Raw genomic sequence first — 26,237 nt, forward strand, 5'->3', positions numbered from 1 at the left:
GCTTATTGCCGGACCACGACTTGGCTGGCCAGGGTTTACACACCACACGGAAGTCACCCCATGAAAGCACGCAGAACCTCCATTGCCGTTGCCATCGGCCTCGCCGGCCTGTGCCTGTTGCCCACGGTGCAGGCCGACCAGGGCAGCGACACGGTGGCCCGCCTCAACCAGTTGTACAACGACACCCGCCAGGATTGCGGCGGCCCGTCGAAACCGGCATTCCTGTGTTCCGGGGTGCTGTTTCGCGCCACCTGGCCGTCCACCGACTACCAGTTCTACAGCATCAGCCCTAAAAGCCAGGCCAGCGGCGGCGTATCGGCGTCCTACCTGCGCAAGGATTCGAAGTTCCGCAAGCTGGCCTACGGACTGCAGAGCGGCTTCATCTTCGACACCATCTTCGGCAACCCCAAGGATCACCAGGACTATGCGGTGCTCTGTTCCTTCCCCATCGACGCCGCCACCGACGACCGCGGGCAGCAGGGCTGCACCGACTCGCGGCGCACCCCGGGCAATGTCGAGAAGTACTGCCACGAGATCGGTGTGACCACCGCCGAGCAATGGGGCGCCAACTACCGACAGAACCGTGGCGACCACTCGCGCCAGTGTTCCTTCGATGTACGTGACGAACGCAACAGCGCCGCCGGCCCGGCGTTCTACCAGAGCATCCGTTCCATGGCGCAGATCGCCGCAGAATCCTTCGGCACTCAGAATGAGCTGCGCCTGGCCAAGTGGGAGGAAAAACCGCCGCAATCGCCCTCGATCCTGGCCCTGTTCTACACCGAGGATGGCGGCCTGGAAGGTGCACGGCTGAACCAGATCCAGTGGTACAAGGCCGTGCAGCAGTACCTGCCGGTGATCAACATGAAGCTGCCGCAGACGCCCCAGCAGGACGCGAGTTTCGTCTACGACAACAAGAAGCAGGTGATCTACCCGATCACCGAGAAGAACAGCTGCGATCGCTATGTGCAGAGTGCGGTGTGGATCGAACGTGATGACCCGGGCTTCGGCAAGAAAGTCATGACCCTGGAAGTCACGCCCACCGATTGCGGGCGCAACGTCAAGGACAACCAGACCAACAACTTCTTCAACGAACTGGCCAGCGACCACTACCTGGACGCCCAGTGGAAGAACAACCCGGACAACCGCGACAGCAGCGTGGGCAGCATGCGCCGGCAACTGGTCTGCCACTTCAATATTGCGCGCAACAAGCCGGAGTGGAACCTGGAGCCTTCACGGCCCTACACCTCCAACGAAGACTCCATCGCCAAGGGCTGCAACAACACCTGAGGCCCGCCAGACCGCCTTCGCCGGCAAGCCGGCTCCTACGGGCTCCCCGCACTATCACCGGCCACCGTAGGAGCTGGCTTGCCAGCGAAGAGGCCCGCAAGACCGCCCCCGTCGGCAAGCCCGAGCACGCTGCTCAGTTGTGGTTGATGTCGACGTCCCGGGTTTCCCGCAGGCACAACAACCCCACCACCAGGCTGACCCCGGTAATCAGCACCGGGTACCACAGGCCATAGAAGATATCGCCGGTGTAGACCACCAGGGCAAAGGACACGGTCGGCAGGAAACCGCCGAACCAGCCGTTGCCGATGTGGTAGGGCAGGGACATGGAGGTGTAGCGGATACGGGTCGGGAACAGCTCCACCATCAGCGCCGCCAGCGGGCCGTAGCACATGGCGGCAATCAGGATCAGCGCGACGATCAGCACCACCACCATGGTCTTGTTGACGTTCTGGCTGTCGGCCTGCTGCGGATAACCGGCCAGGGTCACTGCGCCGCGCAGGGCGGCCTCGTCGAAGCCGTTGATCTTCACATCACCGACGCTGACCTGCACCGGGCTGCCGGCGGGGGCGGCGATGCTGCTGTAGGGCAGGCCCTGCTTCACCAGGAAGGTCTTGACCTTGTCGCAGGGGCTGTCGAAGCGCGCCTTGCCCACCGGGTCGAACTGGAAGGTGCAGGTGGCCGGGTCGGCGGTGACGCTGATGGGCGCCTGGCGGCTGGCCTGGTCGATGGCCGGGTTGGCGTAGTGGGCCAGGGCCTTGAAGATCGGGAAGTACAGAAGCGTGGCCAGCAGCAGGCCGAGCATCAGCACCGGCTTGCGGCCGATCTTGTCCGAGAGCCAGCCAAAGAAGATGAACATCGGCGCGCCGATCACCACGCTGATGATCAGCAGGCTGTTGGCAAGGGCCGGGTCCATCTTGAGGAACTGGGTGAGAAAGAACAAAACGTAGAACTGCGCGGCATAGAAGGTCACCGCCTGCCCGGCATTGATGCTGAACAGGGCGATCAGCACCACCTTGAGGTTTTCCCACTTGCCGAAGGATTCGCGGATCGGCGCCTTGCTGGCGCGGCCTTCCTCTTTCATTTTCAGGAAGGCCGGCGACTCGTGCAGGCTCATGCGGATCCAGGTGGAGATGCCCAGCAGCACGATGGACAGCAGGAACGGCAGGCGCCAGCCCCAGACCTCGAACTGGTCGCCGGTGAAGTAACGGCAGGCCAGCACCACCAGCAGCGACAGCAGCAGGCCCAGGGTTGCGGTGGACTGGATCCAGCTGGTGTGCAAGCCGCGCTTGCCCTGGGGCGCGTGCTCGGCCACGTAGGTGGCGGCGCCGCCGTACTCGCCGCCCAGGGCCAGGCCCTGGAGCATGCGCAGGGCCACCAGGATGATCGGCGCGGCGATGCCGATGCTGGCGTAGTTGGGCAACAGGCCCACGGCGAAGGTCGCAACGCCCATGAGGATGATGGTGGCAAGGAAGGTGTACTTGCGCCCGATCATGTCCCCCAGGCGGCCGAACACCAGGGCGCCGAAGGGGCGCACCACGAAGCCGGCGGCAAAGGCCATCAGGGCGAAGATGAAGGCCGTGGTGTCGTTGACCCCGGCGAAGAACTGCTTGCTGATCACCGCCGCCAGGGCGCCGTAGAGGAAAAAGTCGTACCACTCGAACACCGTGCCGAGGGACGACGCGAAGATGACCTTCTGGCTGCCCTTGGCAGTGGAGTCCTGCAGGGGCGCGTTCAGGGGCTGTGCGTGTTCTGACATAGGTGGCTTCCTTACAGTGATTATTGTTGTTGTTCCACTGCCGACGCCGTTTCCGGCGCCGCTGTTGCAGATTCACCGCGACCGCACGATGAACCCTCGTTTCCCTCATCCGTAGGAGCTGGCTTGCCAGCGAAGAGGCCCGTGAGCCGGGCGCCAGCCTTGGGGACGCCTTCGCCGGCAAGCCGGCTCCTGCGCTCATGCCGGGGTGGCGGGCTCCTTGTGCTGGACCGTGCTCCTGGGGACGCTGGCAAGGATCAGTTCAGCGGCCTTTTCAGCGATCATCAAGGTCGGTGAGCAGGTATTGCCCGAGGTGATGCGCGGCATGATCGAGGCATCGGCGATGCGCAGCCCCGCAATGCCGTGCACCCGCAGTTGTGCGTCCACCACCGCCTGGGCATCGCTGCCCATGCGGCAGGTGCCCACCGGATGGAAGATGGTGGTGCCGATGCGGGCCGCGGCCTCGTGCAGTTGCTCGGTGCTTTGCAGCTCGGGGCCGGGCAGGTATTCGCTGGGCTTGAAGGGTTGCAGGGCCGGGGCGCCGACGATGCGTCGGGTCAGGCGGATGGCGTCGGCGGCGACCCGCAGGTCCTCGGGGTGGCTCAGGTAGTTGGGCTGGATCAGCGGCGCATCGCCGGCCTCCACGGAACGGATCTCGACCCGGCCACGGCTCTGCGGGCGCAGGTCGCAGACCGAGGCGGTAAAGGCCGGGAAGGCGTGCAGCGGTTCGCCGAAACGCTCCAGCGACAGCGGCTGCACGTGGTACTCCAGGTTGGCCCGGGTCTGTTCCGGGCCCGAGCGGGCAAAGGCGCCAAGCTGGCTGGGGGCCATGGACAGCGGGCCGCTGCGGTCATACAGGTAGCGCAGGCCCATGCCCATCTTGCCCCACAGGCTGCCCGCGATCTGGTTCAGGGTGCGGGCGTTCTCCAGTTTGTAGATCAGGCGCAGTTGCAGGTGGTCCTGCAGGTTGCCGCCCACCCCGGGCAGGGCATGGCTGACGCCGATCCCCAAGCGTTGCAGGAGCGGCGCCGGGCCGATCCCCGAGCGCTGCAGGATGCTCGGCGAGCCGACGGAGCCGGCGCAGAGGATGATCTCGCGGCGCGCCTTGAAGTTCTCCAGGCGCCCCTGGCAGCTGGCCCGCACCGCTGTGGCGCGGCCGTCCTCGAGGATCAGCCGCTGCACCTCGATGCCGGTCAGCACCACCAGGTTCGGGCGCTGGGCGATGGGTTTGAGAAAGGCCTTGGCGGCGTTCCAGCGCACCCCGGCCTTCTGGTTGACCTGGAAGTAGCCGCACCCTTCGTTGTCGCCGCCGTTGAAGTCGTCGATGTTGCGAATGCCGCTCTGCTCGGCAGCGCTGCGAAAGGCATCGAGGATCGGCCACGACAGGCGCTGGCGCTCGACCCGCCATTCACCGGCGGCGCCGTGCAGTTCGCTGCCGCCGGCAAAGTGGTTCTCGCTTTTCTTGAACAGCGGCAGCACCTGGTCCCAGCCCCAGCCCGGGTTGCCTTCAGCGGCCCAGCTGTCGTAGTCGGCAGCCTGCCCACGCATGTAGATCATGCCGTTGATCGACGAGCAGCCTCCCAGCACCTTGCCCCGCGGGTAGCTCAGGCTGCGGCCCTGCAGGCCGGGCTCGGCCTCGGTCTTGAAGCACCAGTCGGTGCGCGGGTTGCCGATGCAGAACAGGTAGCCCACGGGGATGTGGATCCAGGGATAGTTGTCGCGGCCACCGGCTTCCAGCAGCAGCACACGGTGCTGGGGGTTGGCCGACAGGCGATTGGCCAGAAGACAGCCGGCGGGGCCGGCGCCGACCACGATGTAGTCGTAGGCGTCAAAGGCAGGGAGCATCCTTAACCTCGTTTTTCGTTCTTATTGGGAGCCATCCTAGTTGTTAGCTTTCGTTAAAAGAATGTTAGTTTTTACCCACCCGCTGTGCGTTTTCTAACAGCGTTGGCCTTCGACTCCGGCAAGGAAACCCCATGTTCGACTGGAATGACCTGCGCTTCTTTCTTGAGCTGCAACGCAGCGGCCGCCTGCTGACCGCCGCGCGACGGCTGAACACCACCCACGCCACGGTGGCCCGGCACATCGAGGCGGTGGAGAAGGCCCTGGGCACCGCACTGTTCGTCCAGCACGCCCAGGGCTACGAACTGACCCCGGCCGGCGAAGCGCTGCTCAAGCACGCCGAGGCCATGGAAAACGTCGCCTTGCTGGTGCAGGAAGAGATCACCCAGTCCAGCGCGCCTTTGGGCAAGATCCGTGTCGGGGTCACCGAGGGCCTGGGGGTGAAGTTTCTCGCCAGCCGCATGGTTGGGCTGTTCGAGCGGTATCCAGGGCTGGAAGTGGAACTGGTGGCGGTGCCGCGCTTTGTCAGCATTCTCAACCGCGAGGCGGAGATCAGCATCCACCTGGAGCGGCCCAGCGCCGACATGCTGGTGACCCGCAAGCTCACCGACTACCGCCTGGCGCTGTACGCCAGCCAGGCCTACCTGGACCGCGCGCCGCCCTTGCGCAGCCGCGAGGACCTGGGCCGGCATGCCTGGATCGGCTACGTCGATGATCTCTTGTTCAGCCAGGAGCTGATGTTCCTCAACAGCTTCTGCCGCAACCCCCAGGTGGTGTTCCACAGCACCAGTGTCATTGCCCAGCAGGAAGCGGCCCGTTCCGGCCTGGGGATCGCCGTGCTGCCGTGCTACATGGCCGCCGCCGACCCGCAACTGGTGCCGCTGCTGCCGGCGGAAAGCATCCAGCGCGCCTACTGGATCAGCACCCGCCGCGAGCTGCACAAATCGGTGCGGCTGCGGGTGGTCTGGGATTACCTGGTGGAGCAGTGTGCGGCGCAGCAGCAGGTGTTGCTGGGGCCTGAGATCTAGCCTGGTTCAGAGGATCGGCCCGCAATGGACCGAGCTGCGGATCGGTGCCCCGGGCGTGATATCGACGAAGCGCGAGCCGTAGGACACTGGGTTCAGCGGGCCACCGTCCAGGCCCATGCCCAGGCCTCCGGCGCTGCGGGTTTCGCCTTCCTGCATCAGTGGATCAAGGCATGCGCGCCAGTCCAGCAGGCGCAGGGTCACAGCCTGGCGGCGTTCCAGGTCGCCGGCCAGCAAGGGGCTGGAGCGGTGCCACAGGTACTTGCTGAACAGCAGGGCGTCGCCGGGTTCGAACGAGTCTTCGATGCGCTGTGCTTCGAAGCTGTCGGTGAGCATCCCGGGCGTGCAGTAGGTCTGGTGCAGGTGCGCGGAAAATTCGGCCACCGACTCGCCCCGTGCCAGTTTGCCTGCCAGCAGGCGCGAGAACTGAAAATTCTCCTGGGCCGAGAATTGCGACAGGGGCACCCAGGCCATGCCGCCACCTTGCACTTCGGGGCGGATCGGCTGCAACGGCATCCACAGGCTGAAGGCCGGGTCCTGGGGGCGGATGTAGCGAAAGTTCAGCGAGTCGTAGTGCCAGGCAAAGCCCGAGCGTCCCACCCCCAGCTCGAAACTCTGGGCCTCGCTCATGATCAGGCGGCAGCCGCTGAGGCGGGTCAGCACCTGGGCGAAGGCCGGTTGCCGGTAGAGGCGTTCGAGGATGCCGACCTGGGTCACCCGGTGGGTCAGGCGACTGAAACCGTCGCCATGGGCCGAGGTACCCGAGGGGGCAGGACGCAGTTGGCTGTTGGCCAGCTCGCGCAGTTGCAGGATGGCCGCAGGCGTCAACAACCCCCGCAGCTTGATGAAGCCACGCTCCTTGAAATGCCGTAGATCGTCCTGGCCCAGGCGTAGCGGGTTGACCAGGGCAGGGGCGGTGTCAGGCAGGACCGGTGGCAGGTTCACGGGGGTATTCCATTACCAGGGGACAAGGCCCTTGAGTATGGACAGTGCGCGCTGGGGCGGCAGGCTGGATTCGACCTTGAGCAACGCCTTTGCGACATCGGGCAGGGAGGACGGCGCCTTAGTCGTCAGGCCGGATGTAGCGGTCCCGGGCCTGGAGGGTCGGTGCCACCACGGCGCTTGTCAACGAGCCGGCCTGGTGCCGGGGCTGCCGGCAGGCTCGCGGACCGCTTGCTGGCGAGTTCCCAGCAACAGCCCCATGGCCAGCAGGCTGGCGCAACCGGCCAGGGCCATGGCCAGGCGAAAACCGCTGGTCATGGCGGCGCCATAGAGGTCGGCGAACAGCGGGTCGTGCAGCGGCAGGCGGTGTTCGGTCACCGCTTGCCGGGCCAGTTCGGCGGCGCCGTCGAACCCGGCCGCGGCGCCGGATTCGCTGAGCACTTGCACTGCCCGGGCGCTCATCAGGCTGCCGAGCAGGGCGATGCCGACGCTCATGCCGGTCTGGCGCAGGGCGTTCATGCTGGCCGAGGCGATGCCGGCGCGCTCTGCCGGTGCGCAGGCCATCACCACCAGCCCGGTGGCCGGCACCGCCAGGCCCATGCCCAGCCCCAGCAGACCGAACAGCGAACCCACCCGCCAGTAGGGCGTGTGGGCATCGAAGCCGGCCATGGCGCTCATGGCCAGGCCTACCAGGCCATAGCCGCCAACCATCAGCCAGGGCAGGGGGATGCGCCGGTGCAAGCGGCCAAAGAGCATCGATACAACGCCTGTGACCACGAACTGCGGGAGCATGCGCAGGCCGGTGTCGGCGGCGGACCAGCCCTGGATCTGCTGCAGGAAGATCGAGAAGAAGAACAGGCTGCTGTAGCAGGAAAACCCGAGGATGAACGAGGCCAGGTTGGCCACCGCAAAGGGCCGCTGGCGAAACAGGGCGACGGGCACCAGGGGCCGCTGCACTCGACGCTCGACCTGGATCAGGGCCAGCAGCGCCAGCGTCGCCAGCAGCAATGAGGTGAGTGCCTCGCGGCTGCCGAAACCGTCCTCGCCAGCGACGATCAGGCCGTAGGTCAGGGCCCCCAGGCAGAGCACGCTGAGGATCTGGCCCTGGGGGTCGAGCGCGGCGTGCTGGGGGTACTTGCGCTCGCTGATGCCCCAGCCGCCCAGGGCCAGGGCCAGCAGGCCGATGGGCAGGTTGATCAGGAAAATGCTCTGCCAGCCCAGGTGCTCCAGCAACAGGCCACCCAGCAGCGGGCCGAGAATCAGGGCCAGGGCGCTGAAGGCCGACCAGCCGCCGATCACGTGGGCCCGTTGCCGAGGCTCGGGAAAGGCGTGGCTGAGGATCGGCATCGCCCCGGGAATCAGTAGGGCCCCGGCCAGCCCCTGCACTGCGCGCCCGGCCAGCAGCAGCGAAAGCTCCTGGGCCAGCGCGCACAGCGCCGAGCCGAGGCAGAACAGCAGCACACCGATCAGCCAGCAGCGTTTGTGACCAAAGCGATCCCCAAGGGGGCCTGCCGAGAGCATGAACGCCGAGAGGCAGATGGCGTAGGCATTGACCACCCATTGCAGGCCGCCCAGGTCGGTGGCCAGGGCCTGCTGCAAGGTTGGCAGGGCGACGTTGACGATGCTGATGTCGAGGGACGCCAGGAAGGTCCCGAGGTAGGCGGCGGCGACCAGGGCCGGGCGACGATAGCGCTGCATGGTGTATCTCCCGCAAGGTCTGGAATGGGCTTGCAGGGCGAGCATAGTATTTCGACTGACCGTCGGTCAATGGAGAATGAAAAAGATTCTCAACTCTCTTTTCCCCCACAAATCCCCTAGAATGGCGACCTTTGTCGAACAGCCCGGATTCGTTCATGAGTGTCAAAACCTCCCCGGTTGCCAAGCGCGCTGCCCAGCCGCGGCCGCGCACCAAACCGGCCGAAGTACGCCTGGAAGAGCTGATGGCCGCCGCCCAAGACCTGTTCCTCAGCCAGGGCGTGGAAGCCACCACCATCAGCGAGATCGTCGAGCGCGCCGAGGTGGCCAAGGGCACCTTCTATCACTACTTCCAATCCAAGAACGACATGCTGGTGGCCCTGGGGCAACGCTATACCCAGCACTACCTGCAGCGCCTGGAGCAGGCGGTGGCGGCCTGCCCCGAGGACGACTGGGTGGCGCAGCTCAGCAGCTGGATCCGCACCAGCGTGCAGGCCTACCTCGACACCTACCGCCTGCACGACATCGTCTACCCCAACCACCATCATCACGACCGCGGCAACCCGGAAAAGAACGCGATCCTCGAGCAGTTGCTGGGCCTTCTCGAAGGCGGCCAGCGCGCCGGCTGCTGGTCCCTGGCCCAGCCAGGGGTGATCGCTTCGCTGATCTACGCCGGGGTGCATGGCGCCACCGACGATGTGATCGCCGCCGGCGAGGACGATGGCCGGGCCCTGGCCGAGGCCATTGTCCAGGCGTGCCTGCGCATGCTGGGCCTGCCTCCTTCTTGATGTTTCCACGGGTAAAAGGAACGACCCTGCAATGAAAAAGATCAACCTCATTCTCGGCGCCGCGCTGGCGCTGTACCTGGCGTACCAGGCCTATGGCTCGTTCTACTACGGCACGCCGTATCAGGGCCGCGACTACAGCGCCGACCAGGCCTTCTACTACCAGAAGTACCGCTTGTTCAGCTGGCGCACCTGGATTCCCACCATGACCATGCCCGGCGATGGCGACAGCTCGCGCTACAGCGTTGGCGGCTACCTGCGGGTGTTCAAGGCCGACGGCACGCTGGTAGGGCAGTCCTATGACGGCTGCATCGCGGTGGTGGAAGTGTTCTGGTACGACGACGCAGTGGGTGGCTTCGGCTGCAGCGAGCACTTGATCGCGCTGCCCATGAAGGCCACGACGGGCTGAGCGCCCAGTCGCGGTTTGCGGGCCCTGTCGATCGCTTCAGGCCCCGGCCTTCCACAAGCCGAACTTGCCCGCCAGATCCAGCTTGGGATCACGCACCCGGGTCAGGTTGATCGCGGCGCCGGACCAGCCGCCCTCCATCTCTTCACTCAGGTGGTATTTCAACAGGTTGTACTGGATCGCCGTCCCCCCCAGTTGCTGGTAGCCGATGCGTGAGGTCACCGCCTCCAGCAAGCTGGAAATCAGGTATTGCAGCGGCGTTTCGTAGGCCTTGATGGCGATGCCGTAGTCGAAGCTCTCAGCGTTGCTTTCGCGAAAGCAACCGAAGAACTCCTGCTTGCTCATGCTGCTGGACATGGCCGTGTTGTAGCTCTGGCGACAGGCCTCCAGGTCGGCGGCGCCGGGCCGGGGCAGGGCCAGGTGGTTGTTGAGGTTCTTCAGGGTCACACAGCCCTGGGTGGCAATGACCTCGGGCATCAGGGTCACGTCCAGTTCGCCGGCACGGTCGGGGATGTTGTGCCAGGCGTTCAGGCTGTTGCGCAACGGCTCCAGGCTGCTGCCGGGGTAGCCTCGATACCCGTACACATAGGCTGGCGGCAGCACCAGGCCCATGACCGAATTCATCTGCGAGACCGTCAGGTTCTGATAGTCGCGGTCATAGATGCGCGCGCTGTATTCGTCGAGGGAATGGCGCAGCACCGAGGGCTTGAGGTTGCGCACCGACTTGCCGTTCTCCAGGGCCTCGAACAGGCTCTTTTCGTTGAGTTGGGACTTGACCTCCACGGTGGCGATCACCCCTTCGATCAGGTACACGTCCGCCGAGCCGAAAGTGCGCAGCGTGGGGAAATCGTTGCGATAGATGATCAGGTCGATCTGCTTGGAGATGCCTCCTTCGGAGTCGATGATCTGCCCGGCACCGATGCTGATGTTGCTCGGCAGAAATCGCTTGAGGACGTCACGGATGAAACTCTCCCGGGCGTCACCGAGGACGCCGGAGTGGCTGGCGATGGTGCTGCTGACGCTGAAGCTGCTTTCCAGGACCCGGGCGATGGATTTCGCCCATTTGCTGATGATTGCCATGGGGCTTCCTTGGGGATCAGGGGACGAGCAAGTCGAAATGGCCTGTGGCCAGGGGTTCGCCGTTGACCAGCAATCGCACGCCGTGGCGCCCCGGATAGTGGCGGCGGGTGGTCAGTTCGCGGATCTGCTGGCTGCGGCCAAGCTCCACCTGGGCCAGGCCTTGCAGGGTGAAGGTCTTGAGCTTGAACACCTTGCTCGCGGTGGCGCCGGAGGCCTTGACGTAGTCGATGGCGTAATCCACCACCAGGCGCTGTTCGTGCGAGCAGGTGGAGACCAGGGTCAGGGACAGGTTGAGGCTGTCCCCCAGGCGCAATTGCCCGGGGGCCACCTGGAAGCGGCAAACCTGGACCTCGGCCCGGGCCCCGGCGCCGATCAGCGCCAGGGCCCGGCGGTCGCCCTGCTTGATCAGGCTGCGCAAGGCATGACGGGCGATCCAGGCACTGTGCGGCTGCTCCAGGGGCCAGCCTTCAAGACGTTCCAGGACCCACTGCGGGTGCTCTTTGGTGATGTCGTTGAGGTGGTTGGCCACCGACTTGCGCACGTACAGGCTGGGGTCATTGCGCAGGCGTTCGAGGATCGGCGCCGCCAGTTGCGGGTCGGCCTGCAACTGCTCCAGGCGGAACGACCAGGGCAGGCGCGGGCGGCTGCCTTCGCTGGCCAGGCGGCGTACGTGTTCATCGCTGTCCGTGGCCCACTCGTGCATCACGGCCAGCGTGCGCTGGCAGTCCTGGCGCAAGAAGTGGCGCACGGCGAACTCCGATGAGCCGAAGCCGGTGAAATACTTCAGCGCCGCCATGGACAGCTCGAAGTCATGCAGGCCGTAGCTGGCCACGTAGTGGGGCAGGAAGATGCACACGAAGCGGCTGTTCAGGCGCGGCGCCAGGGCTTGCAGCAGCTCCAGGCTGCTGGGGTAGTCCAGGCCCAGTACCTGGTGCAGGCTCTCGCTGACCCGGGCCAGGCGCTGCATCAGCGACAGCTCGGCGAGGCCGTGGCCGGCCCGTTGCAGGAACCCCTGGCGGTCGAAGGCCGGATGCACCGTGTGCATGGCGTCGGCGATATGCATCAGGCGCTGCTGGTTGAAGATTTCCTTGAGGGCGGGGGCCTGCTCTTGGGTAGAACTCATGGGGCGTATCCATTCAAAGCCGGGGCGGCGTCCACTCTACACGCCCTCTGCTGACAGAATCTGTCGGTAGCCGCCGGAGGGCGTGTTGCGTCATGCAGATCGTTTTCCGGTGTTGCTGAGGCCGCCTTCGCCGGCAAGCCGGCTCCTACGGTGTGTCGTGCCGGGCCTGTAGGAGCTGGCTTGCCAGCGAAGGGTACACCACGGCCCTCAGATCATTACCCGGCGTCCTTGAGACCGCCTTCGCCAGCAAGCCGACTCCTGCGAGGTGGCGCAGGGCCTGGCGCCTCAGCGCATCGGCGGCAGCGGGCTTTCGATCTGTTCGTCCTGTTCGTCGGCTTCGAACAGCCGGGCCAGTTCGGCGCGGGCTTCCTGGGCGCTTTGCAGGACCTTGGCGGCGTCGTCGTAGACGGCATGCTGGGCCGCCAGCAGTTGTTCGTCGTGCTGGGTGAAACGCTGGATCCGCGAATCGGCCTGGGCCTGGCTCAAGCCCAGCCCCACCAGGGTGCGGCGGCTCATTTCCAGGCTGGAATAGTAGGTCTCCCGCACCGCCTGGGCCCCCAGGTCCACCAGCCGGTGCACGTGCTGGCGGTTGCGCGCGCGGGCGATGATCTTCAGGTGCGGGTAGAGCCGGCTGACCTGCTCGGCGGTCTTGATATTGGTTTCCGGGTCGTCGGTGGCAATGACGAAGTACTCCGCTTCGCCGACCTTGGCCGCGCTGAGGATCTCCGGGCGCAACGGGTCGCCGTAGAACACCGGCATGCCGCCGAAACTGCGGATCAGTTCAATGGTTTCCACCGAGGTGTCCAGGGCCACGAAGGGCACTTTCTGTGCCCGCAGGATCCGCGCCACGATCTGCCCCATGCGGCCCATGCCGGCAATCACCACCCGCGGCCCGTCGGAATCGATCCGGCGGTACTCGGCGGGCATTTCCACCGGCTTGGCCTTGGGTTTCAGCCAGCGGGTGCAGGCCAGCAACAGCAGTGGGGTGAGGGCCATGGACAGGGTGATGGTCAGCACCAGCAGGTCATACAGGCGGGGCTCGAACAGGCCCTGGTCGCGGCCGATCTTGAACACCACGAAAGCGAACTCGCCGCCCGCCGCCAGCACCACCCCGAGGCGCACCGCACTCTCGCGTCCCAGGCCACCGGCCAGGCGCCCGACCACGAACAGCAGCGGCAGCTTGAGGGCGATCAGCAGCAGGGTCAGGCCCAGCACCGCGATGGGCGCGCTGAGCAGCAGGCTGATATTGGCGCCCATGCCGACGCTGATGAAGAACAGCCCCAGCAGCAGGCCCTTGAAGGGTTCGATCTGTGCTTCCAGCTCGTGGCGGTATTCCGAGTCCGCCAGCAGCAGGCCGGCGAGGAAGGCGCCCAGGGCCATGGACACGCCCACCAGGTCCATCAGCCAGGCGGTGCCGATCACCACCAGCAAGGCAGTGGCGGTGGAGACTTCCGGCAAGCGGGTCTTGGCCACGATGCGAAACACCGGGCGCAGCAGGTAGCGCCCGCCCACCACCACCACGGCGATGCTGCCCAGCACTTGCAGGCCGTGGCGCAGGTCCTCGGCGCTGCTGGTGTGGTGATCGCCACCGGCCAGCACCGGGACCATGGCGATCAGTGGAATGGCGGCGATGTCCTGGAACAGCAGGATGGCGAAGGCCATGCGCCCATGAGGGCTGTTCAGCTCCTTGCGTTCGGCCAGGCTTTGCAGGCCCAGGGCGGTGGACGACAGGGCCAGGCCCAGGCCCAGGACAATGGCACTGTTGAGCGACTGGCCGAACAGAAACAGCGCCACCACGCCGATCAGCATCCCGGTCAGCAGCACCTGGGCCAGGCCGACGCCGAACACCGCCTTGCGCATCACCCACAGGCGCTTGGGCGACAGCTCCAGGCCGATGATGAACAACAGCAGCACCACCCCCAGTTCGGAGATATGGCTGACGCTCTGGGGGTTGCCCACCAGGCCCAGCACCGAGGGGCCGATCAGCACCCCGGCCAGCAGGTAGCCGAGCACGGCCCCCAGTTGCAGGCGCTTGGCCAGGGGCACGATGAGCACGGCGGCGCAGAGGAACACGACGGCGGCTTGTAGCAGGTTGCCTTCATGGGGCATCGGGGGGACTCCAGGGAGAACGGGGCGCAGGTGATGATAAAGGCTCGTCGGTGACGATGAGCGGATTGGTATTGCCAGTCTGCGCCCGGATAAAAACGGCGTGGATGTTCTGAGACTGGCGGTGCGCCCTGCAAGGCACGTCGGAGTACGGGAGAGCAGGGGGGCGGGCGGGTCAGTGCGGCCACTGCTCCAGCAGAATCGAGACAAATTTTTCCGCGGCCGGCGATAGCGACGCGCCGCGCCGGGACACCAGCCCCAGGGTGCGATTGACCACGGGCTCGGTCAGCGGAACGCTGACCAGGGTCGGGTGATCGGCGGCCGGCATGGCCAGGCTCGGCATCGCCGAAACCCCGAGCCCGGCCTCCACCATGCCCAGTGACGTGGACAGGTGCTGCACCTCGTAGAACCACTGGGGACGCCAGCTCAAGCCGGACAGGGCATGGTCCAGCAACATGCGGTTGCCGCTCAGGCGACCGACGCCGATCAAGCGATAATCGCTGAGTTCCGACCAGGTCACCGAGCTGCGCTCGGCCAGTTCATGGTCGCGCCGGCAGGCCAGGACAAAGGGCTCGTTGACCAGGGGCACGAACTCGATGTCCGGGTGTTGGCCGCTCATCATGTTGATGCCGAAGTCCGCTTCGCCGCGCAGCACCGCTTCAAGGCCCTCGTTGGCGCTGAGGTCGAGCAGGCGGATGCGGATTTTCGGATAGCGCAGGTTATACAGGCGGATCACTGACGGCAGGAAGTAGAAGGCCGCCGTGGGGATACAGGCCAGGGTCACCTGACCGATCTGCCGTTCTGCCAGCTCACGGATGTTGAGGATCGAGTCGTCGAAGTCGTCCAGCAGTCGTCGGGCCTTGGGCAGGAAGTCGCGACCGACGCTGGTCAGGCTGACCTTGCGCGTGGTGCGGTCGAGGAGCGCGGTGCCCAGGCCCTCTTCGAGCTTTTTCATACGTCGGCTCAGGGCGGGCTGGGACAGGTGCAAAGCGTCGGCGGCTTCGTGGAAACTCCCCAGTTCGGCGATTTTCACGAAAGATCTTATGTCCTGGAGCTCATATTCCATGCTGGTTTCTCAAGGCGGGCGTCGGGTGTGGCGGTGCCGGACACGATATTTAATTCATGCTCGTAACGCAATAATCTCTCTGATCTTTGCATTGGAAACACTTTTTAATCCCTGACACTCTTGTGTCCAGAACATCAATTACCTCGATTGATCAACAAGAGTCAGTGTTCATGCAACGAATTCCTTGTGTGTTGATGCGCGGCGGCACCTCCAAAGGGCCGTTTTTTCTGGCCTGGGATCTGCCTGTGGCGGTGTCCGAACGTGATGAGCTGTTGCTCAACCTGATGGGCTCCGGCCATGAGTTGGAAATCGACGGCATCGGCGGCGGCAGCCCGCAAACCAGCAAGGTGGCGATCGTCAGTCCGTCGCTGCACCCGGACGCGGATGTCGATTATCTGTTCGTCCAGGTCATGGTGTCGCAGCGGCGGGTCGATACCGCGCCCAACTGCGGCAACATGCTCTGCGCCGTCGGGCCTTTCGCGATCGAGCAGGGGCTGGTCAAGGCCACGGGGGCACAGACCCAGGTGCGGATTCGCAACCTCAACACCGGCACCCTGGTCAATGCCCAGGTACAGACCCCCGATGGCAAGGTCAGCTACGAAGGCGACACCACCATTGACGGCGTGCCGGGCAGCGCGGCGCCGGTGGCCCTGACCTTTCTCGATGCCGCCGGCAGCAAGACCGGCCAGTTGTTCCCCACGGGCCAGCCTCAGGACCTGATCGACGGCATTGCCGTGACGTGCATCGACATGGCCATGCCCATGGTGCTGGTGCAGGCTGCCTGCCTGGGCAAGCGCGGCGATGAAACCCCGGCCGAGCTGGACGCCGACGCGGACTTTCTCAAGCGCCTGGAAAACCTGCGCCTGAAGGCCGGGCTGGCCATGGGCCTGGGGGATGTCAGCGACAAAGTGATTCCCAAGCCGGTGCTGGTGTCCCAGGCCCGGGCGGGGGGCACCCTGGCGGTGCGCTATTTCATGCCCCACAACTGCCATCGGGCCCTGGCCATCACCGGCTCCATCGGCCTGGCTACCGCCTGTGTCACCGCCGGCAGTGTGGCGGCCGAGATACTGGGCGGGGTCCACGAACCGCGTCTGCAAAAGGTCCGTATCGAGCATCCCAGCGGGGCAATAGATGTCGTATTGTCCTACAGCGGAAAAAGCCCTGAGACCATTCGCGCCTCGGTGGTCCGCACCGCCCGCCGGTTGTTCTCCGGGTATGTCTACGCGCCGGCTTCACAGCGCCTGGCCGGTTAGTCGTTGCTGTCGACCCGCGTTGCATCAACACAATTCTAAAAATGGGTGATGCCATGAAAGTTGTTAAATCGCTCTATTTCCAGATCCTCTGCGCCGTGTTCCTCGGGGTCCTGGTGGGGCACTTCTGGGCCGCGCAAGCCATTGCCCTGAAGCCTCTGGGAGATGCCTTCATCAAGCTGATCAAGATGATGATCGCCCCCGTGGTGTTCTGCACCATCGTCACCGGCATCGCCGGCATGAGCGACAAGCGTTCCCTGGGGCGCCTGCTGAGCAAGACCATGCTGCTGTTCCTGGGCCTGACCCTGATCAGCCTGTTCATCGGCCTGGCGGCGGTCTACCTGTTCCAGCCCGGCGCGGGGATGAACATCGACCCCACCCGCTTGAGCACCCAGGGCCTGTCCCAGTACACCGATTCGGCGGCCAAGCTGGGGGTGGTGGAGTTCTTCATGCACATCATTCCCGAGACCTTTGTCGGTGCCTTCAACAAGGGCGAGGTGCTGCCGGTGCTGTTTATCGCGGTGCTGTGCGGGTTTGCCCTGTCGTCCCTGGGCGAGCGCGGCAAGCCGGTGCTGGTGGTGCTGGAGTCGGCCTCGCAGATGGTGTTCAAGATCTTCTCCTACCTGATGCGTTTTGCCCCCGTCGGCGCCTTCGGGGCCCTGGCCTTTACTGTGGGCCAGTACGGCATCACCTCCCTGGGCGCCCTGGCCAAACTGATCATGACCCTCTATGTCGCCTGCGGCTTCTTTGTCTGCGTCGTGCTGGGCGGCATTTGCCGGGCCAACGGCTTCAGCCTCTGGAAGCTGCTGCGCTACCTGCGTGAAGAGTTCCTGGTGGTGCTCGGCACCTCGTCCACAGAACCGGTGATGCCGCGCATGCTGGAAAAACTCCAGGCCCTGGGCTGCAAGAAGAGCGTGGTAGGGCTGGTGCTGCCCACCGGCTATTCGTTCAACCTCGACGGCACGGCGATCTACCTGTCACTGGCGGCGATCTTCATTGCCCAGGCGTGCAATATCGAGCTGAGTGCCGGGCAGGTGGTCACCATGCTGGCGATCATGCTGCTGTCGTCCAAGGGCGCCGCCGGGGTGACCGGCAGCGGTTTCGTGGCCCTGGCCTCGACCCTGACGGTGATTCATGACATTCCCCTGGCAGGCCTGGCATTGCTGATCGGTATTGATCGCTTCATGTCCGAGGCCCGGGCCTTGACCAGCCTGGCCAGCAACGCAGTGGCAACCGTGGTGATCGCCCTTTCGGAGCAGGCCTGCGACCGCCAGGTGCTGTTGCGCACGCTCGATGGCCAGCCGCTTGCGGCCCAGGCTGCTGCCGCCGATGACAGCCCAGCCGCCGCTTTGGCGAGCAAGCTCGGCTAGACCCGCCAAGCACCAGCGCTTTACCCCAAGTACCGACTCAACACCTGTGCCGGGCGCCCCTGAGGGGCGCCCGGTGCCCGGGTGGCCGCGCCTGCGTGCCGGTCACGCTCACCATAAAAACAAGAGAATCGACTTATGCTCGCCTTACTCGGCCTCGCCATGGTGGTGGTCTTCACCTTCCTGATCATGACCAAGCGCCTGTCGCCCATTGTGGCGTTGACCCTGGTGCCGATCATTTTCGCGGTGCTCGGCGGGTTTGCCGGCAGCACCGGCAAGATGATGCTCGACGGCCTGAAAATGGTCGCGCCGTCGGCGGCGCTGTTGCTGTTCGCCATTCTGTTCTTCGGCTTGATGATCGATTCGGGGCTGTTCGATCCGCTGATCCGCAAGATTCTCAAACGGGTCAATGGCGATCCGACCAAGATCGCCATCGGCACCGCGTTGCTGTCGCTGGTGGTCGCCCTGGACGGCGACGGCACCACCACCTACATGATTACCTGCGCGGCCATGCTGCCGTTGTACAAGCGCATCGGCATGAACCCGATGATTCTCGCCACCATCTCCATGCTGTCTTTGAGCATCATGAGCGGCATGACCCCGTGGGGCGGGCCGGCAACCCGAGCCATCGCCGCCCTGGGCCTGGATGCCGGCGAGTACTTTGTACCACTGTTGCCGACCATGATCGGCGGCGCCGCCTGGGTGGTGTTTACCGCCTACCTGCTGGGCCGGGCCGAGCGCAAGCGCATCGGCAATACCCAACTGCAAAGCGGTGGCGGTGACTGCTACATCAAGGCGATTCTGGAGGACACGCCGCATAAGCGGCCCAAGCTGGCCTACGTCAACCTGCTGCTGGTGGTGGCGGTGATGACCGCGCTGGTGCTGGGCCTGATGCACTCGGCGGTGCTGTTCCTGATCGGTTTTGTCCTGGCCTTGATGATCAATTACCCGCAGCTGGACATTCAGAAGGAGCGCATTCTCGCTCATTCAGGCAACGCCATGACCGTGGTGCTGCTGGTGTTCGCCGCGGGGATCTTCGCCGGGATTTTCTCCGGTACCAAGATGGTCGACGCACTGGCCCAGACCCTGGTGGACTGGATTCCGCCGTCCTGGGGCCACCTGTTCCCGCTGGTGGTGGCGCTGACCAGCATGCCGCTGACCTTCGTCCTGTCCAACGATGCCTATTACTTCGGCGTGGTGCCGATCCTGGCCAACGCGGCGGCGGCCTATGGCATTTCTCCCCTGGAAATCGCCCGGGCCTCGATCCTCGGCCAGCCGGTGCACCTGATGAGCCCGCTGGTGGCCTCGACCCTGCTGCTGGTTGGCATGGTGGACCGTGACATTGGCGACTTCCAGAAGGCCACGGTGAAGTGGGCGGTGCTGACCTCTCTGGTGATTACCGCCCTGGCCTTGCTGACCGGCGCCCTGACCCTGTTCGTCTGATTCGTTCGAAACCCTCTTTGGTGGCCCGGCGCGCTTGTTTCAAGGGCGCCAGGGACAACTGCGCCTTGAATAACAACAACGAGAACTACCTCATGAGCCATTGGCAAAGTCGCACCCTGATTCTGTCCAGCTTGAGCCTGCTGCCCCTGGCGGCGGTCCAGGGCGCTGGATTCATCGACGACAGCAGTCTCAAGCTGCAGCTGCGCAACGTCTATTTCAACGAAAACTTCCGCGACGAACATGGGCTCAGCGCCAAGGCTGCGCGCAGCGCCAAGAGCGAGCGCACTGAGTGGGCTCAGGGTTTCCTGCTCGATTATCAGTCCGGATTCACCCCGGGTACCCTGGGGGTCGGGGTCGATGCCCTGGGGCTGCTGGGTGTCAGGCTCGACTCCGGCAAGGGGCGCAGTGGAACGGGGCTGTTGCCGGTGCACGACGACGGTCGCGCCGCAGGCGAATTTGCCAGTGCCGGCGCCACGGCCAAGGTGCGGCTGGCCAAGACCACGCTCAAGTACGGCACCCTGCTGCCCAAGACCCCGGTGCTGGTCTACAACGATGCCCGTCTGTTGCCGCAGACCTATCAGGGCACCCAGCTCACCAGCACGGATATCGACGGCCTGAGCTTGACCGGCGGCTATCTGCAGCGCTTCAAACTGCGCGATTCCACCGACAGCGTGGGGCTGGTCCCCGACGGCTACAGCGGCGGCCAGTCCGGGGACTTCCGCTACGGCGGGGCCGAATACAAGTGGAGCAAGAGCCTGCGCCTGAGCTATTTCCATGGCGAGCTTGAGAACTTCTATCGGCAGGACTTCGTCGGCCTCCAGCATGACCTGGCGCTGGGGCGGGGCACCTTGACCAGCGACCTGCGCTACTTTCGCAGCGCCGATTCAGGCGCGGCCTTTGACGGCAAGATCGACAACCGCATGCTCAGCGGGCAACTGACCTACGCGATCGCCGGGCATTCCCTTGGCGGTGGTTATCAGCGTCTCAGTGGCGATGCCGGCTTGCCGTATATCAGCGGCGCCACGGTCTACTCCTTCAGTAACGCCGGCATCGGCAAGTTCATCGAAGAGGGCGAGAAGACCTGGATGCTCGGCTACGGCTACAACTTCGCTGGTCTCGGTCTCCCCGGCCTGACCTTCAGTTCCCGCTACCTGAGTGGCAATGGCGGCAAGTCCAGGACCCGGGTCGATGAGTGGGAGCGCGACAGCGAACTGGCCTATGTGCTTCAGCAAGGTTCGTTCAAGGGGCTGGGGGTGAAGCTGCGCAATTATGTGTATCGCTCCGACTACGCCCGTGGGCGGGACAGCAACCGCCTCTACATCACTTACGACATTGCCCTCTGGTAGGGCCCTTACAGCGGCTTGAAGCGCCCATCCCACTGCGGGTCCAGGCGCTGGATGCGCGCAGCCAGCGGTGGGTGGGTGGCCATCAGGCGGCCCAGGCGCAGTTTCACCCCCTGGTGAAAATACAGGTGGCTGTACTGCGCGGCGGCGAAGGCGCGCAGGCGCGAACCGGCGCTGCTGCCGCCGATCTTTTTCAGGGCGCCGGCAATGCCCTGGGGGTTGCGGGTGAACTGCACCGCCGAGGCATCGGCGAGAAACTCGCGCTGACGGCAGATGGCGGCCTTGATCAGGTTGCCCAGCAGGCTGCCCAGGGAACCGAAGACCAGCAGGGCCAGGCCCAGCACGGCGAAGATGATCTGCCAGAAGAAGCGGTGGCGGTCGCTGCCCAGGTGCTGCTTTTCAGCCTGGCGCAGCACCGCGATGCCCGCCAGGCTGAACACCAGCAGGCCATGGATCACCGCCAGCAAGCGGGTGTTGAGGCGCATGTCGCCGTTGTGAATGTGGCTGAACTCATGAGCCACCATGCCCTGCAACTCGTCGCGGTCGAGGTGGACCAGGGCTCCGCGGGTGATGCCGAGCACCGCCTGCTGCGGGGTCAGTCCGGCGGCGAAGGCGTTGATCCCGTCTTCCGGCAGCACATACACCGCAGGCATGGTGGCGCCCGAGGCCAGGGCCATTTCCTCGACGATATTGAGCAGTCGCTGTTCCTCGCTGCCCCGGGGCGAATCGTTGATCAAGCGCCCGCCCAGGTGCTCGGCGATCACCTTGCCGCCGGCCCGCAGGCGCCAGCTTTTGTACCAACTGCCCAGCAGCACCACCAGCAGCATCAGCAGCGCCACCACGGCCACTGCGGTCCAGCTCAAGACCTTGGGCTGCTTGTATTCCTGGCTCAGCTCGCGCCATGCAAGGCCCAGCCCCAGGCTGCTGAGGCTGACCAGGGTGGCTACCGCCAGGGTCATCAACAGCACCAGCTTGAGGGTGTGGCGCCGGGCTCGGGCCTGGTGTTGAAAGAACTTCATGCAGGTTTCCGGGGGCAGGTGCAGTTACTGGAAGGAGACTTTGCTGGCGTCTTGAATGCGCGCGCTGTCGGCGAATTGCAGCAGGGCGGCATCGGCCCGGTGGCCGAACAGCCCGGCGAAAAACAGTGCCGGCACCCGCTGCTTGCACAGGTTGTAGTCGGTCACGGCGTCGTTGAAGGCCTGGCGCGCGTAGGCGACCTTGTTCTCGGTGCTGGTCAGTTCTTCGCTGAGTTGCGCCATGTTCTGCGAAGCCTTGAGTTCCGGGTAGGCCTCCAGGCTCAGGTGCAGGCGGTCGAGGACCTGGTCCAGGGCACCCTGGTCCTGGCCCAGGCGGGCGATGCTGGCGCTGTCACCGGGTTGCGCAGCAGCCGCTTGCAGGCTGTCCCGGGCACTGTTGCGAGCCTCGGCCAGGGCGGTCAGGGTCTGGCGCTCGTGCTGCAGGTAGCCCTTGACGGTTTCCAGCAGGTTGGGGATCAGGTCGTAGCGGCGCTTGAGTTGCACCTCGATCTGGGCGAAGGCATTGCGCAGACGGGTACGCCGGGTGGTCAGGCGGTTGTAGAGGCTGACCAGGTACAGCGCCAGAGCGGCGAGCAGCACCAGGGCGACGATATCGGCGGTGGCCATGGGATGTCCTTATCGAGTGAGGCGTGGGGGCGGCAATGGTAACGGAATCTTCCTGTTCGGTGACACACCTTCGCCGGCGACCCGTCAATGATTGCCAAGGGGCGGCAATTCTGCGAAAAAGCGCTCGGCTTGCGCGGGGACCGAAGGGCTCCGCTGCCTTTTATTCAATGAACCAGGGACAGGTGATGGACAAGATCATGCTCAGGTTGACGGTGGTGGACGACTATCCGCCGGTGGCCAGCGAAGGGGTCTGGGCCGAACGCCAGCCCGATGGCCTGTACCGTATCGCCAACCTTCCGTTCTACTCCCAGGATGCCTGTTACGAGGACGACGTCGAAGTCCAGGTGGAGGCCGATGGCCTGAAGTGGTTCAGGCGGGTCGGGCGCAGCAGTGGCAACAGCACGTTGCGCCTGGTGTTCTTTGACGCCGGCAGGGCCCGGACCCCCGAGGTGCTGGCGCGGATCAACGCCCTGGGCTGCAGCTGGGAGGGCATGAGCAAGGCGTTCCTTGCTGTCAATGTGCCTGCCTCGGTGTCGCTGGACAGCGTGCTGGAGTACCTGCAGGAGTGCTTTGAGCAGGATTGGCTGGATTATGAAAGCGGGCTGTTGCGCCAGTGACCGCGAATAAGGAGCAAGGAGCGATGAGTTTGAAATTTCATGCCACTGGCTACAGTGCCTGCACTGAAGACGAGGTGCAGATCCTGGGCTTTGCCGACGACGGGCAGCAGCCCGGGCACTACCTGCTGTTGCAGCGCGCCGAATGCTTTGACGAGCAGGACCGGCAGTTGGGCATGGACACTTACCATGTGGAACTGGGCGGCCAGGCAGTGTCCGGCTATGGCGGCATCCGCCAGGTGCTGCTGGCCCCGGGCCGCCTGACCCTGCATTTTGGCGATTCCCAGGCCTGGTGCCGGGGCTTGCCCAGCCTTGAGATCAGTTGGAAGCCGGGGCTCGCCAGCGTCGAGGAGGTCGCGATGGCGCTGGGGGCGATCTTTCTCGATACCGATACCCTGATCGAGGTGGCGCCACAGTGATTGCCAAGCCGGGGCAATTCTGCGAAAAAGCGCGCCGCAGTCCCGTGACGGGGCAATGCTTGAACGGGAGTGAACCATGAGCGACGAATTGCAGGTCATCGATATCCAGCCGGGCGACGGCAAGACTGTGGTCAAGGGCGCCTTGATCACCACCCAGTACCGGGGCTTTCTGGAGGACGGCAGCAGCTTCGACTCCTCCTATGATCGTGGCAAGCCGTTCCAGTGCGTGATCGGCACCGGCCGGGTGATCAAGGGCTGGGACCAGGGCCTGATGGGCATGCAGGTGGGCGGCAAGCGCAAGCTGCTGGTGCCGGCGCACCTGGGTTATGGCGAGCGTTCCATGGGCGCCATCCCGCCCAATTCCAACCTGATCTTCGAGATCGAGTTGCTGGAAGTGCTGACCCGGGACGATTGAAGGCTTGAGGAGCGAGGGGCCTATGCGTGCCAATAAAGCCTGCCCGGTGGTGCTGCGCCATTCCACCGAGCTGGAGATCCTGGCTTTCCGCCATCCGCTGGCCGGCCTGCAACTGGTCAAGGGCACGGTGGAGGCGGGGGAGTCCACGGCTACTGCAGCCGTTCGCGAGCTGGCGGAAGAGGCCGGTCTCCAGGCCGGGGAAAGCGGTTTCCTGGGGCTCTGGCATTCGGGTTTCTGCGGCCAGGTGTGGGCCTTCCATGAATGCCGGGTGCCAGCGCCGTTGCCGGAAAGCTGGAGCCATTTCACCGCGGATGACGGCGGCCATCGGTTCGAGTTTTTCTGGCAGCCCCTGGCCAGCTTGCCGTCGGAGCAATGGCACCCGCTGTTCCAGGGCGCCCTGGGATTCCTGCGCCAACGCCTGCTGGGCGAAGGCGCCGAGGCCTAGGCAGCGGCTTATTGCCCGAGACGGTAGTGGTTGTTGCCGCTGCGCCGGGCCTCGTACATCGCCTGGAAGCCGAACATGCCGTAGATCGCCTCCGACCAGTACAGGCGCTGGGTATCGACCTCCCGGTCCCAGGTGTCGATCCGCGCAAAATACTGGCTGCGCTTGAACCGTTCGGCATCGTCGGGCCGGCTTGCGTCGTCGAGGGCAGGGGAGCAAGATGCGCTCTATATAGGTATAGGGGGTATAGGTATGTCACACACTCATGCGCAGAAAGATGAGCTGCTCAAGCGGGTCCGGCGCATTCTCGGCCAGGTCCAGGCTGTGGAGCGAGCCCTGGAAAGCGGGGCCGACTGCGGCAAGACCCTGCACCTGGTGGCCGCCACTCGGGGCGCCATCAGCGGCCTGATGGGCGAGATCATCGAAGCCCATGCCCTGGAGCACGTGGCCAACCCCGAGCTCAGCGATGCCGAGCGGGCCCGGGGCGTGGATGAACTGCTTGAAGCCATCCGCCGTTATTCCAAGTAGGAGCCGCTCATGAACCTGTCTCAGCAGGCTGCACACCTGGCCCACGATCATCGGTTTCTCGGTGCTGATCACGACGACAACGCCCGCCGCACGCTGTGGGTGGTGCTGTTGACGGTGGTGATGATGGCGGGGGAGATCGTCGCCGGTTACCTCACCGGCTCCATGGCCCTGTTGGCCGATGGGCTGCACATGGCCACCCACGCCGGGGCCCTGGGCATCGCGGCGGCGGCCTACGGTTTTGCCCGGCGCAATGCCGGCAACCGGCGTTTCAGTTTCGGCACCGGCAAGGTCGGCGACCTGGCGGGCTTTGCCTCGGCCATCATTCTCGGCCTGGTGGCGCTGGGCATTGCCGGCGAATCCCTGGTGCGGCTGTTCCAGCCCACTCGCGTGGCCTTTGGCGAAGCCACGCTGATCGCCGTGGCGGGGTTGCTGGTGAACATTCTCAGCGCCTGGCTGCTGGGCGGGGGGCACGACCATCATGGCCATTCCCACGGCCTCTCTCATGATCACGAGCATCACGAGCATCACGAGCATCACCAGTCGCACCGGGCCGGGGGCGACAACAACCTGCGTTCGGCCTATGTACATGTTTTGGCCGATGCCCTGACGTCGGTGCTGGCCATTGCCGCGCTGCTGGCCGGGCGCTACCTGGGTTGGGTCTGGCTCGACCCGGCGATGGGCATTGTCGGCGCGCTGGTGATTGCCCGCTGGTCCTATGCCTTGATCAAGTCCAGCGCCGCGGTGCTGCTCGATGCCAGCGATGAGCAGGTGGCCGGGCAGATCCGCGCATCGGTGGAAGGGCCGGGGGATGCCAGTATCGTCGACCTGCACGTGTGGCAGGTGGGCCCCGGGGCCCGGGCGGCGATTGTCAGTGTGGTGGCCCGGGCCTCGCTCAGTGCCGAGACCGTGCGTGCGCGCCTGGCCGCGCTGCCCGGGCTGTCGCACCTGACCCTGGAATTGCGCAGCGTCTGAAGCCGGGCGCCTCAGGTGGCGCCCGGGCGGTACAGTTCCAGCAGCGAATAGGCCAGCCCCACCACTGCCACTGCCAGCAGCACCAGGCTCGACACCCCCGTCACCAGGCGCTTGTACTTCAGCGAAAAGCCCTGGCGTGCCACCAGGATATAGGCCCCCAGCACCGCCAGGTCGATCAGTACCCAGACCAGGGTCAGCAGCAGGGCGCTGTGTTCGAAGGTACGGCCGACCTGGATGAACTGGGGGAAGAACGAGACAAAGAAGATGATGTCCTTGGGGTTGCCGATGCCCACCACAAAGCCGGTGGCCAGGCCCCTGCCGCGTCCGGCCAGGGGCTTGGCCGGTGCTTGCGCAGCGGGTTGGGCGGCCGCCTCGCGCAACCCCTGCACGGCCAGCCAGGCAATGAAGCAGCAGCCCAGCACGCTGATCCAGTGGATCAGCCGTGGGTCCAGGGCCAGCCCGCCGGAGAGCATCAGCACCGCTAGCAGGGCCAGCAGCAACGACGCTGCGTTGGTGCCCAGGGCGGTCAGCAGCGCCTGGCGCGGGCCGGCGTTCATGCTGGTGCTGACGATCAGCGCCACCACCGGCCCCGGGGTCGCCACCAGCATCAGCACGCTCAGGGTATAGGCCAGCAATAACGACATGTTCACATCCACCCGGCAACTCCTCGGTCATTGGCAAAGGCCCTAGC

The 26,237-nt window shown here is 65.2% G+C and carries 25 protein-coding genes and 1 pseudogene; 14 read left to right on the forward strand and 12 right to left on the reverse strand.

Annotation, left to right across the window (positions count from 1 at the left end):
* Positions 1–60: 60 nt before the first annotated feature.
* The gene (locus PFLCHA0_RS12755; protein WP_015635228.1) at positions 61–1,287 is read left to right on the forward strand and encodes a DUF2599 domain-containing protein; all 1,227 of its coding nucleotides are present in this window, start codon (positions 61–63) and stop codon (positions 1,285–1,287) included.
* Between the two features lie 133 nt (positions 1,288–1,420).
* Here the strand turns inward: PFLCHA0_RS12755 and PFLCHA0_RS12760 are convergent, their stop codons facing one another.
* A complete protein-coding gene (locus PFLCHA0_RS12760) occupies positions 1,421–3,043 on the reverse strand; it encodes an MFS transporter (RefSeq protein WP_011060783.1) in 1,623 nt (540 codons plus the stop codon).
* A gap of 195 nt (positions 3,044–3,238) precedes the next feature.
* Positions 3,239–4,885, reverse strand: a complete 1,647-nt coding sequence (locus PFLCHA0_RS12765) for a GMC family oxidoreductase (protein WP_015635229.1) — start codon at positions 4,883–4,885, stop codon at positions 3,239–3,241.
* A 131-nt stretch (positions 4,886–5,016) separates the two neighbouring features.
* Here PFLCHA0_RS12765 and PFLCHA0_RS12770 point away from each other — a divergent pair, with 131 nt between their 5' ends.
* Positions 5,017–5,910, forward strand: a complete 894-nt coding sequence (locus PFLCHA0_RS12770) for a LysR family transcriptional regulator (protein WP_011060785.1) — start codon at positions 5,017–5,019, stop codon at positions 5,908–5,910.
* A 6-nt stretch (positions 5,911–5,916) separates the two neighbouring features.
* Here the strand turns inward: PFLCHA0_RS12770 and PFLCHA0_RS12775 are convergent, their stop codons facing one another.
* On the reverse strand, positions 5,917–6,852 hold the full coding sequence (locus PFLCHA0_RS12775; protein ID WP_015635230.1) for a phytanoyl-CoA dioxygenase family protein: 936 nt from the start codon (positions 6,850–6,852) through the stop codon (positions 5,917–5,919).
* Between the two features lie 180 nt (positions 6,853–7,032).
* Positions 7,033–8,547: an MFS transporter gene (locus tag PFLCHA0_RS12780; protein ID WP_015635231.1), complete on the reverse strand. Its 1,515-nt coding sequence runs from the start codon at positions 8,545–8,547 to the stop codon at positions 7,033–7,035.
* Positions 8,548–8,702: 155 nt separating this feature from the next.
* On the opposite strand from PFLCHA0_RS12780, the gene PFLCHA0_RS12785 reads away from it, so the two are divergent.
* Complete coding sequence (locus PFLCHA0_RS12785) at positions 8,703–9,332, forward strand: TetR/AcrR family transcriptional regulator (RefSeq protein WP_015635232.1); 630 nt, start codon at positions 8,703–8,705, stop codon at positions 9,330–9,332.
* Positions 9,333–9,363: 31 nt separating this feature from the next.
* Positions 9,364–9,738, forward strand: coding sequence for a hypothetical protein (locus tag PFLCHA0_RS12790; protein WP_015635233.1), 375 nt, complete (start codon positions 9,364–9,366; stop codon positions 9,736–9,738).
* Between the two features lie 36 nt (positions 9,739–9,774).
* Here the strand turns inward: PFLCHA0_RS12790 and PFLCHA0_RS12795 are convergent, their stop codons facing one another.
* The 4 genes from PFLCHA0_RS12795 to PFLCHA0_RS12810 all read right to left on the reverse strand — a co-directional run bounded on the left by PFLCHA0_RS12795 (position 9,775) and on the right by PFLCHA0_RS12810 (position 15,110).
* The gene (locus PFLCHA0_RS12795) at positions 9,775–10,815 is read right to left on the reverse strand and encodes a DUF6602 domain-containing protein (protein ID WP_015635234.1); all 1,041 of its coding nucleotides are present in this window, start codon (positions 10,813–10,815) and stop codon (positions 9,775–9,777) included.
* A gap of 16 nt (positions 10,816–10,831) precedes the next feature.
* Positions 10,832–11,938, reverse strand: a complete 1,107-nt coding sequence (locus PFLCHA0_RS12800; protein WP_015635235.1) for a DNA alkylation repair protein — start codon at positions 11,936–11,938, stop codon at positions 10,832–10,834.
* Between the two features lie 285 nt (positions 11,939–12,223).
* Positions 12,224–14,047, reverse strand: a complete 1,824-nt coding sequence (locus PFLCHA0_RS12805; protein WP_011060792.1) for a monovalent cation:proton antiporter-2 (CPA2) family protein — start codon at positions 14,045–14,047, stop codon at positions 12,224–12,226.
* Between the two features lie 172 nt (positions 14,048–14,219).
* Positions 14,220–15,110: a LysR family transcriptional regulator gene (locus tag PFLCHA0_RS12810; protein ID WP_011060793.1), complete on the reverse strand. Its 891-nt coding sequence runs from the start codon at positions 15,108–15,110 to the stop codon at positions 14,220–14,222.
* Between the two features lie 170 nt (positions 15,111–15,280).
* Here PFLCHA0_RS12810 and PFLCHA0_RS12815 point away from each other — a divergent pair, with 170 nt between their 5' ends.
* The 4 genes from PFLCHA0_RS12815 (at position 15,281) to PFLCHA0_RS12830 (ending at position 20,516) form a co-directional block, all read left to right on the forward strand.
* Entirely contained in the window at positions 15,281–16,363 is a 1,083-nt protein-coding gene (locus tag PFLCHA0_RS12815) for a 4-oxalomesaconate tautomerase (protein ID WP_015635236.1), read from the forward strand.
* Positions 16,364–16,404: 41 nt separating this feature from the next.
* Positions 16,405–17,730 carry a C4-dicarboxylate transporter DctA gene (gene dctA, locus PFLCHA0_RS12820; RefSeq protein WP_011060795.1) on the forward strand — a complete coding sequence of 442 codons (1,326 nt, stop codon included), beginning with the start codon at positions 16,405–16,407 and terminating at the stop codon, positions 17,728–17,730.
* Positions 17,731–17,865: 135 nt separating this feature from the next.
* Positions 17,866–19,170: a CitMHS family transporter gene (locus PFLCHA0_RS12825; protein ID WP_015635238.1), complete on the forward strand. Its 1,305-nt coding sequence runs from the start codon at positions 17,866–17,868 to the stop codon at positions 19,168–19,170.
* 92 nt (positions 19,171–19,262) lie between these two features.
* Positions 19,263–20,516 (forward strand): OprD family porin, encoded by a 1,254-nt coding sequence (locus PFLCHA0_RS12830; protein ID WP_041752744.1) that lies wholly within the window; start codon positions 19,263–19,265, stop codon positions 20,514–20,516.
* Between the two features lie 5 nt (positions 20,517–20,521).
* Here the strand turns inward: PFLCHA0_RS12830 and PFLCHA0_RS12835 are convergent, their stop codons facing one another.
* Positions 20,522–21,532, reverse strand: coding sequence for a M48 family metallopeptidase (locus PFLCHA0_RS12835; RefSeq protein WP_015635240.1), 1,011 nt, complete (start codon positions 21,530–21,532; stop codon positions 20,522–20,524).
* Positions 21,533–21,556: 24 nt separating this feature from the next.
* Positions 21,557–22,156 carry a LemA family protein gene (locus PFLCHA0_RS12840; protein ID WP_015635241.1) on the reverse strand — a complete coding sequence of 200 codons (600 nt, stop codon included), beginning with the start codon at positions 22,154–22,156 and terminating at the stop codon, positions 21,557–21,559.
* Positions 22,157–22,341: 185 nt separating this feature from the next.
* Here PFLCHA0_RS12840 and PFLCHA0_RS12845 point away from each other — a divergent pair, with 185 nt between their 5' ends.
* The 4 genes from PFLCHA0_RS12845 (at position 22,342) to PFLCHA0_RS12860 (ending at position 24,049) form a co-directional block, all read left to right on the forward strand.
* A complete protein-coding gene (locus tag PFLCHA0_RS12845) occupies positions 22,342–22,773 on the forward strand; it encodes a DUF4265 domain-containing protein (protein WP_019094391.1) in 432 nt (143 codons plus the stop codon).
* Positions 22,774–22,796: 23 nt separating this feature from the next.
* Entirely contained in the window at positions 22,797–23,189 is a 393-nt protein-coding gene (locus PFLCHA0_RS12850) for an Imm10 family immunity protein (protein ID WP_015635243.1), read from the forward strand.
* Between the two features lie 76 nt (positions 23,190–23,265).
* Complete coding sequence (locus tag PFLCHA0_RS12855) at positions 23,266–23,604, forward strand: FKBP-type peptidyl-prolyl cis-trans isomerase (RefSeq protein ID WP_015635244.1); 339 nt, start codon at positions 23,266–23,268, stop codon at positions 23,602–23,604.
* Positions 23,605–23,626: 22 nt separating this feature from the next.
* A complete protein-coding gene (locus tag PFLCHA0_RS12860) occupies positions 23,627–24,049 on the forward strand; it encodes an NUDIX hydrolase (RefSeq protein WP_015635245.1) in 423 nt (140 codons plus the stop codon).
* Between the two features lie 62 nt (positions 24,050–24,111).
* On the opposite strand, the pseudogene PFLCHA0_RS31965 reads toward PFLCHA0_RS12860, so the two are convergent.
* A pseudogene (locus tag PFLCHA0_RS31965) lies at positions 24,112–24,228 on the reverse strand (sensor domain-containing diguanylate cyclase); the annotation flags it as partial.
* 70 nt (positions 24,229–24,298) lie between these two features.
* On the opposite strand from PFLCHA0_RS31965, the gene PFLCHA0_RS12865 reads away from it, so the two are divergent.
* Entirely contained in the window at positions 24,299–24,574 is a 276-nt protein-coding gene (locus tag PFLCHA0_RS12865) for a metal/formaldehyde-sensitive transcriptional repressor (RefSeq protein ID WP_011060804.1), read from the forward strand.
* 9 nt (positions 24,575–24,583) lie between these two features.
* Complete coding sequence (dmeF, locus tag PFLCHA0_RS12870) at positions 24,584–25,546, forward strand: CDF family Co(II)/Ni(II) efflux transporter DmeF (protein ID WP_015635247.1); 963 nt, start codon at positions 24,584–24,586, stop codon at positions 25,544–25,546.
* An 11-nt stretch (positions 25,547–25,557) separates the two neighbouring features.
* Here the strand turns inward: dmeF and PFLCHA0_RS12875 are convergent, their stop codons facing one another.
* Positions 25,558–26,196 (reverse strand): LysE family translocator, encoded by a 639-nt coding sequence (locus PFLCHA0_RS12875; protein WP_041752745.1) that lies wholly within the window; start codon positions 26,194–26,196, stop codon positions 25,558–25,560.
* Positions 26,197–26,237: the final 41 nt, after the last annotated feature.

Source organism: Pseudomonas protegens CHA0 (assembly GCF_000397205.1).
GTDB lineage: Bacteria > Pseudomonadota > Gammaproteobacteria > Pseudomonadales > Pseudomonadaceae > Aquipseudomonas > Aquipseudomonas protegens.

What these genes read in the sequence shown, in the direction of transcription:
- PFLCHA0_RS12755 (WP_015635228.1), top strand. Translation starts at nt 61, where the DNA reads ATGAAAGCACGCAGAACCTCCATTGCCGTTGCCATCGGCCTCGCCGGC.
- PFLCHA0_RS12760 (WP_011060783.1), bottom strand. Translation starts at nt 3,043, where the DNA reads ATGTCAGAACACGCACAGCCCCTGAACGCGCCCCTGCAGGACTCCACT.
- PFLCHA0_RS12765 (WP_015635229.1), bottom strand. Translation starts at nt 4,885, where the DNA reads ATGCTCCCTGCCTTTGACGCCTACGACTACATCGTGGTCGGCGCCGGC.
- PFLCHA0_RS12770 (WP_011060785.1), top strand. Translation starts at nt 5,017, where the DNA reads ATGTTCGACTGGAATGACCTGCGCTTCTTTCTTGAGCTGCAACGCAGC.
- PFLCHA0_RS12780 (WP_015635231.1), bottom strand. Translation starts at nt 8,547, where the DNA reads ATGCAGCGCTATCGTCGCCCGGCCCTGGTCGCCGCCGCCTACCTCGGG.
- PFLCHA0_RS12785 (WP_015635232.1), top strand. Translation starts at nt 8,703, where the DNA reads ATGAGTGTCAAAACCTCCCCGGTTGCCAAGCGCGCTGCCCAGCCGCGG.
- PFLCHA0_RS12790 (WP_015635233.1), top strand. Translation starts at nt 9,364, where the DNA reads ATGAAAAAGATCAACCTCATTCTCGGCGCCGCGCTGGCGCTGTACCTG.
- PFLCHA0_RS12795 (WP_015635234.1), bottom strand. Translation starts at nt 10,815, where the DNA reads ATGGCAATCATCAGCAAATGGGCGAAATCCATCGCCCGGGTCCTGGAA.
- PFLCHA0_RS12800 (WP_015635235.1), bottom strand. Translation starts at nt 11,938, where the DNA reads ATGAGTTCTACCCAAGAGCAGGCCCCCGCCCTCAAGGAAATCTTCAAC.
- PFLCHA0_RS12805 (WP_011060792.1), bottom strand. Translation starts at nt 14,047, where the DNA reads ATGCCCCATGAAGGCAACCTGCTACAAGCCGCCGTCGTGTTCCTCTGC.
- PFLCHA0_RS12810 (WP_011060793.1), bottom strand. Translation starts at nt 15,110, where the DNA reads ATGGAATATGAGCTCCAGGACATAAGATCTTTCGTGAAAATCGCCGAA.
- PFLCHA0_RS12815 (WP_015635236.1), top strand. Translation starts at nt 15,281, where the DNA reads ATGCAACGAATTCCTTGTGTGTTGATGCGCGGCGGCACCTCCAAAGGG.
- dctA (WP_011060795.1), top strand. Translation starts at nt 16,405, where the DNA reads ATGGGTGATGCCATGAAAGTTGTTAAATCGCTCTATTTCCAGATCCTC.
- PFLCHA0_RS12825 (WP_015635238.1), top strand. Translation starts at nt 17,866, where the DNA reads ATGCTCGCCTTACTCGGCCTCGCCATGGTGGTGGTCTTCACCTTCCTG.
- PFLCHA0_RS12830 (WP_041752744.1), top strand. Translation starts at nt 19,263, where the DNA reads ATGAGCCATTGGCAAAGTCGCACCCTGATTCTGTCCAGCTTGAGCCTG.
- PFLCHA0_RS12835 (WP_015635240.1), bottom strand. Translation starts at nt 21,532, where the DNA reads ATGAAGTTCTTTCAACACCAGGCCCGAGCCCGGCGCCACACCCTCAAG.
- PFLCHA0_RS12840 (WP_015635241.1), bottom strand. Translation starts at nt 22,156, where the DNA reads ATGGCCACCGCCGATATCGTCGCCCTGGTGCTGCTCGCCGCTCTGGCG.
- PFLCHA0_RS12845 (WP_019094391.1), top strand. Translation starts at nt 22,342, where the DNA reads ATGGACAAGATCATGCTCAGGTTGACGGTGGTGGACGACTATCCGCCG.
- PFLCHA0_RS12850 (WP_015635243.1), top strand. Translation starts at nt 22,797, where the DNA reads ATGAGTTTGAAATTTCATGCCACTGGCTACAGTGCCTGCACTGAAGAC.
- PFLCHA0_RS12855 (WP_015635244.1), top strand. Translation starts at nt 23,266, where the DNA reads ATGAGCGACGAATTGCAGGTCATCGATATCCAGCCGGGCGACGGCAAG.
- PFLCHA0_RS12860 (WP_015635245.1), top strand. Translation starts at nt 23,627, where the DNA reads ATGCGTGCCAATAAAGCCTGCCCGGTGGTGCTGCGCCATTCCACCGAG.
- PFLCHA0_RS12865 (WP_011060804.1), top strand. Translation starts at nt 24,299, where the DNA reads ATGTCACACACTCATGCGCAGAAAGATGAGCTGCTCAAGCGGGTCCGG.
- dmeF (WP_015635247.1), top strand. Translation starts at nt 24,584, where the DNA reads ATGAACCTGTCTCAGCAGGCTGCACACCTGGCCCACGATCATCGGTTT.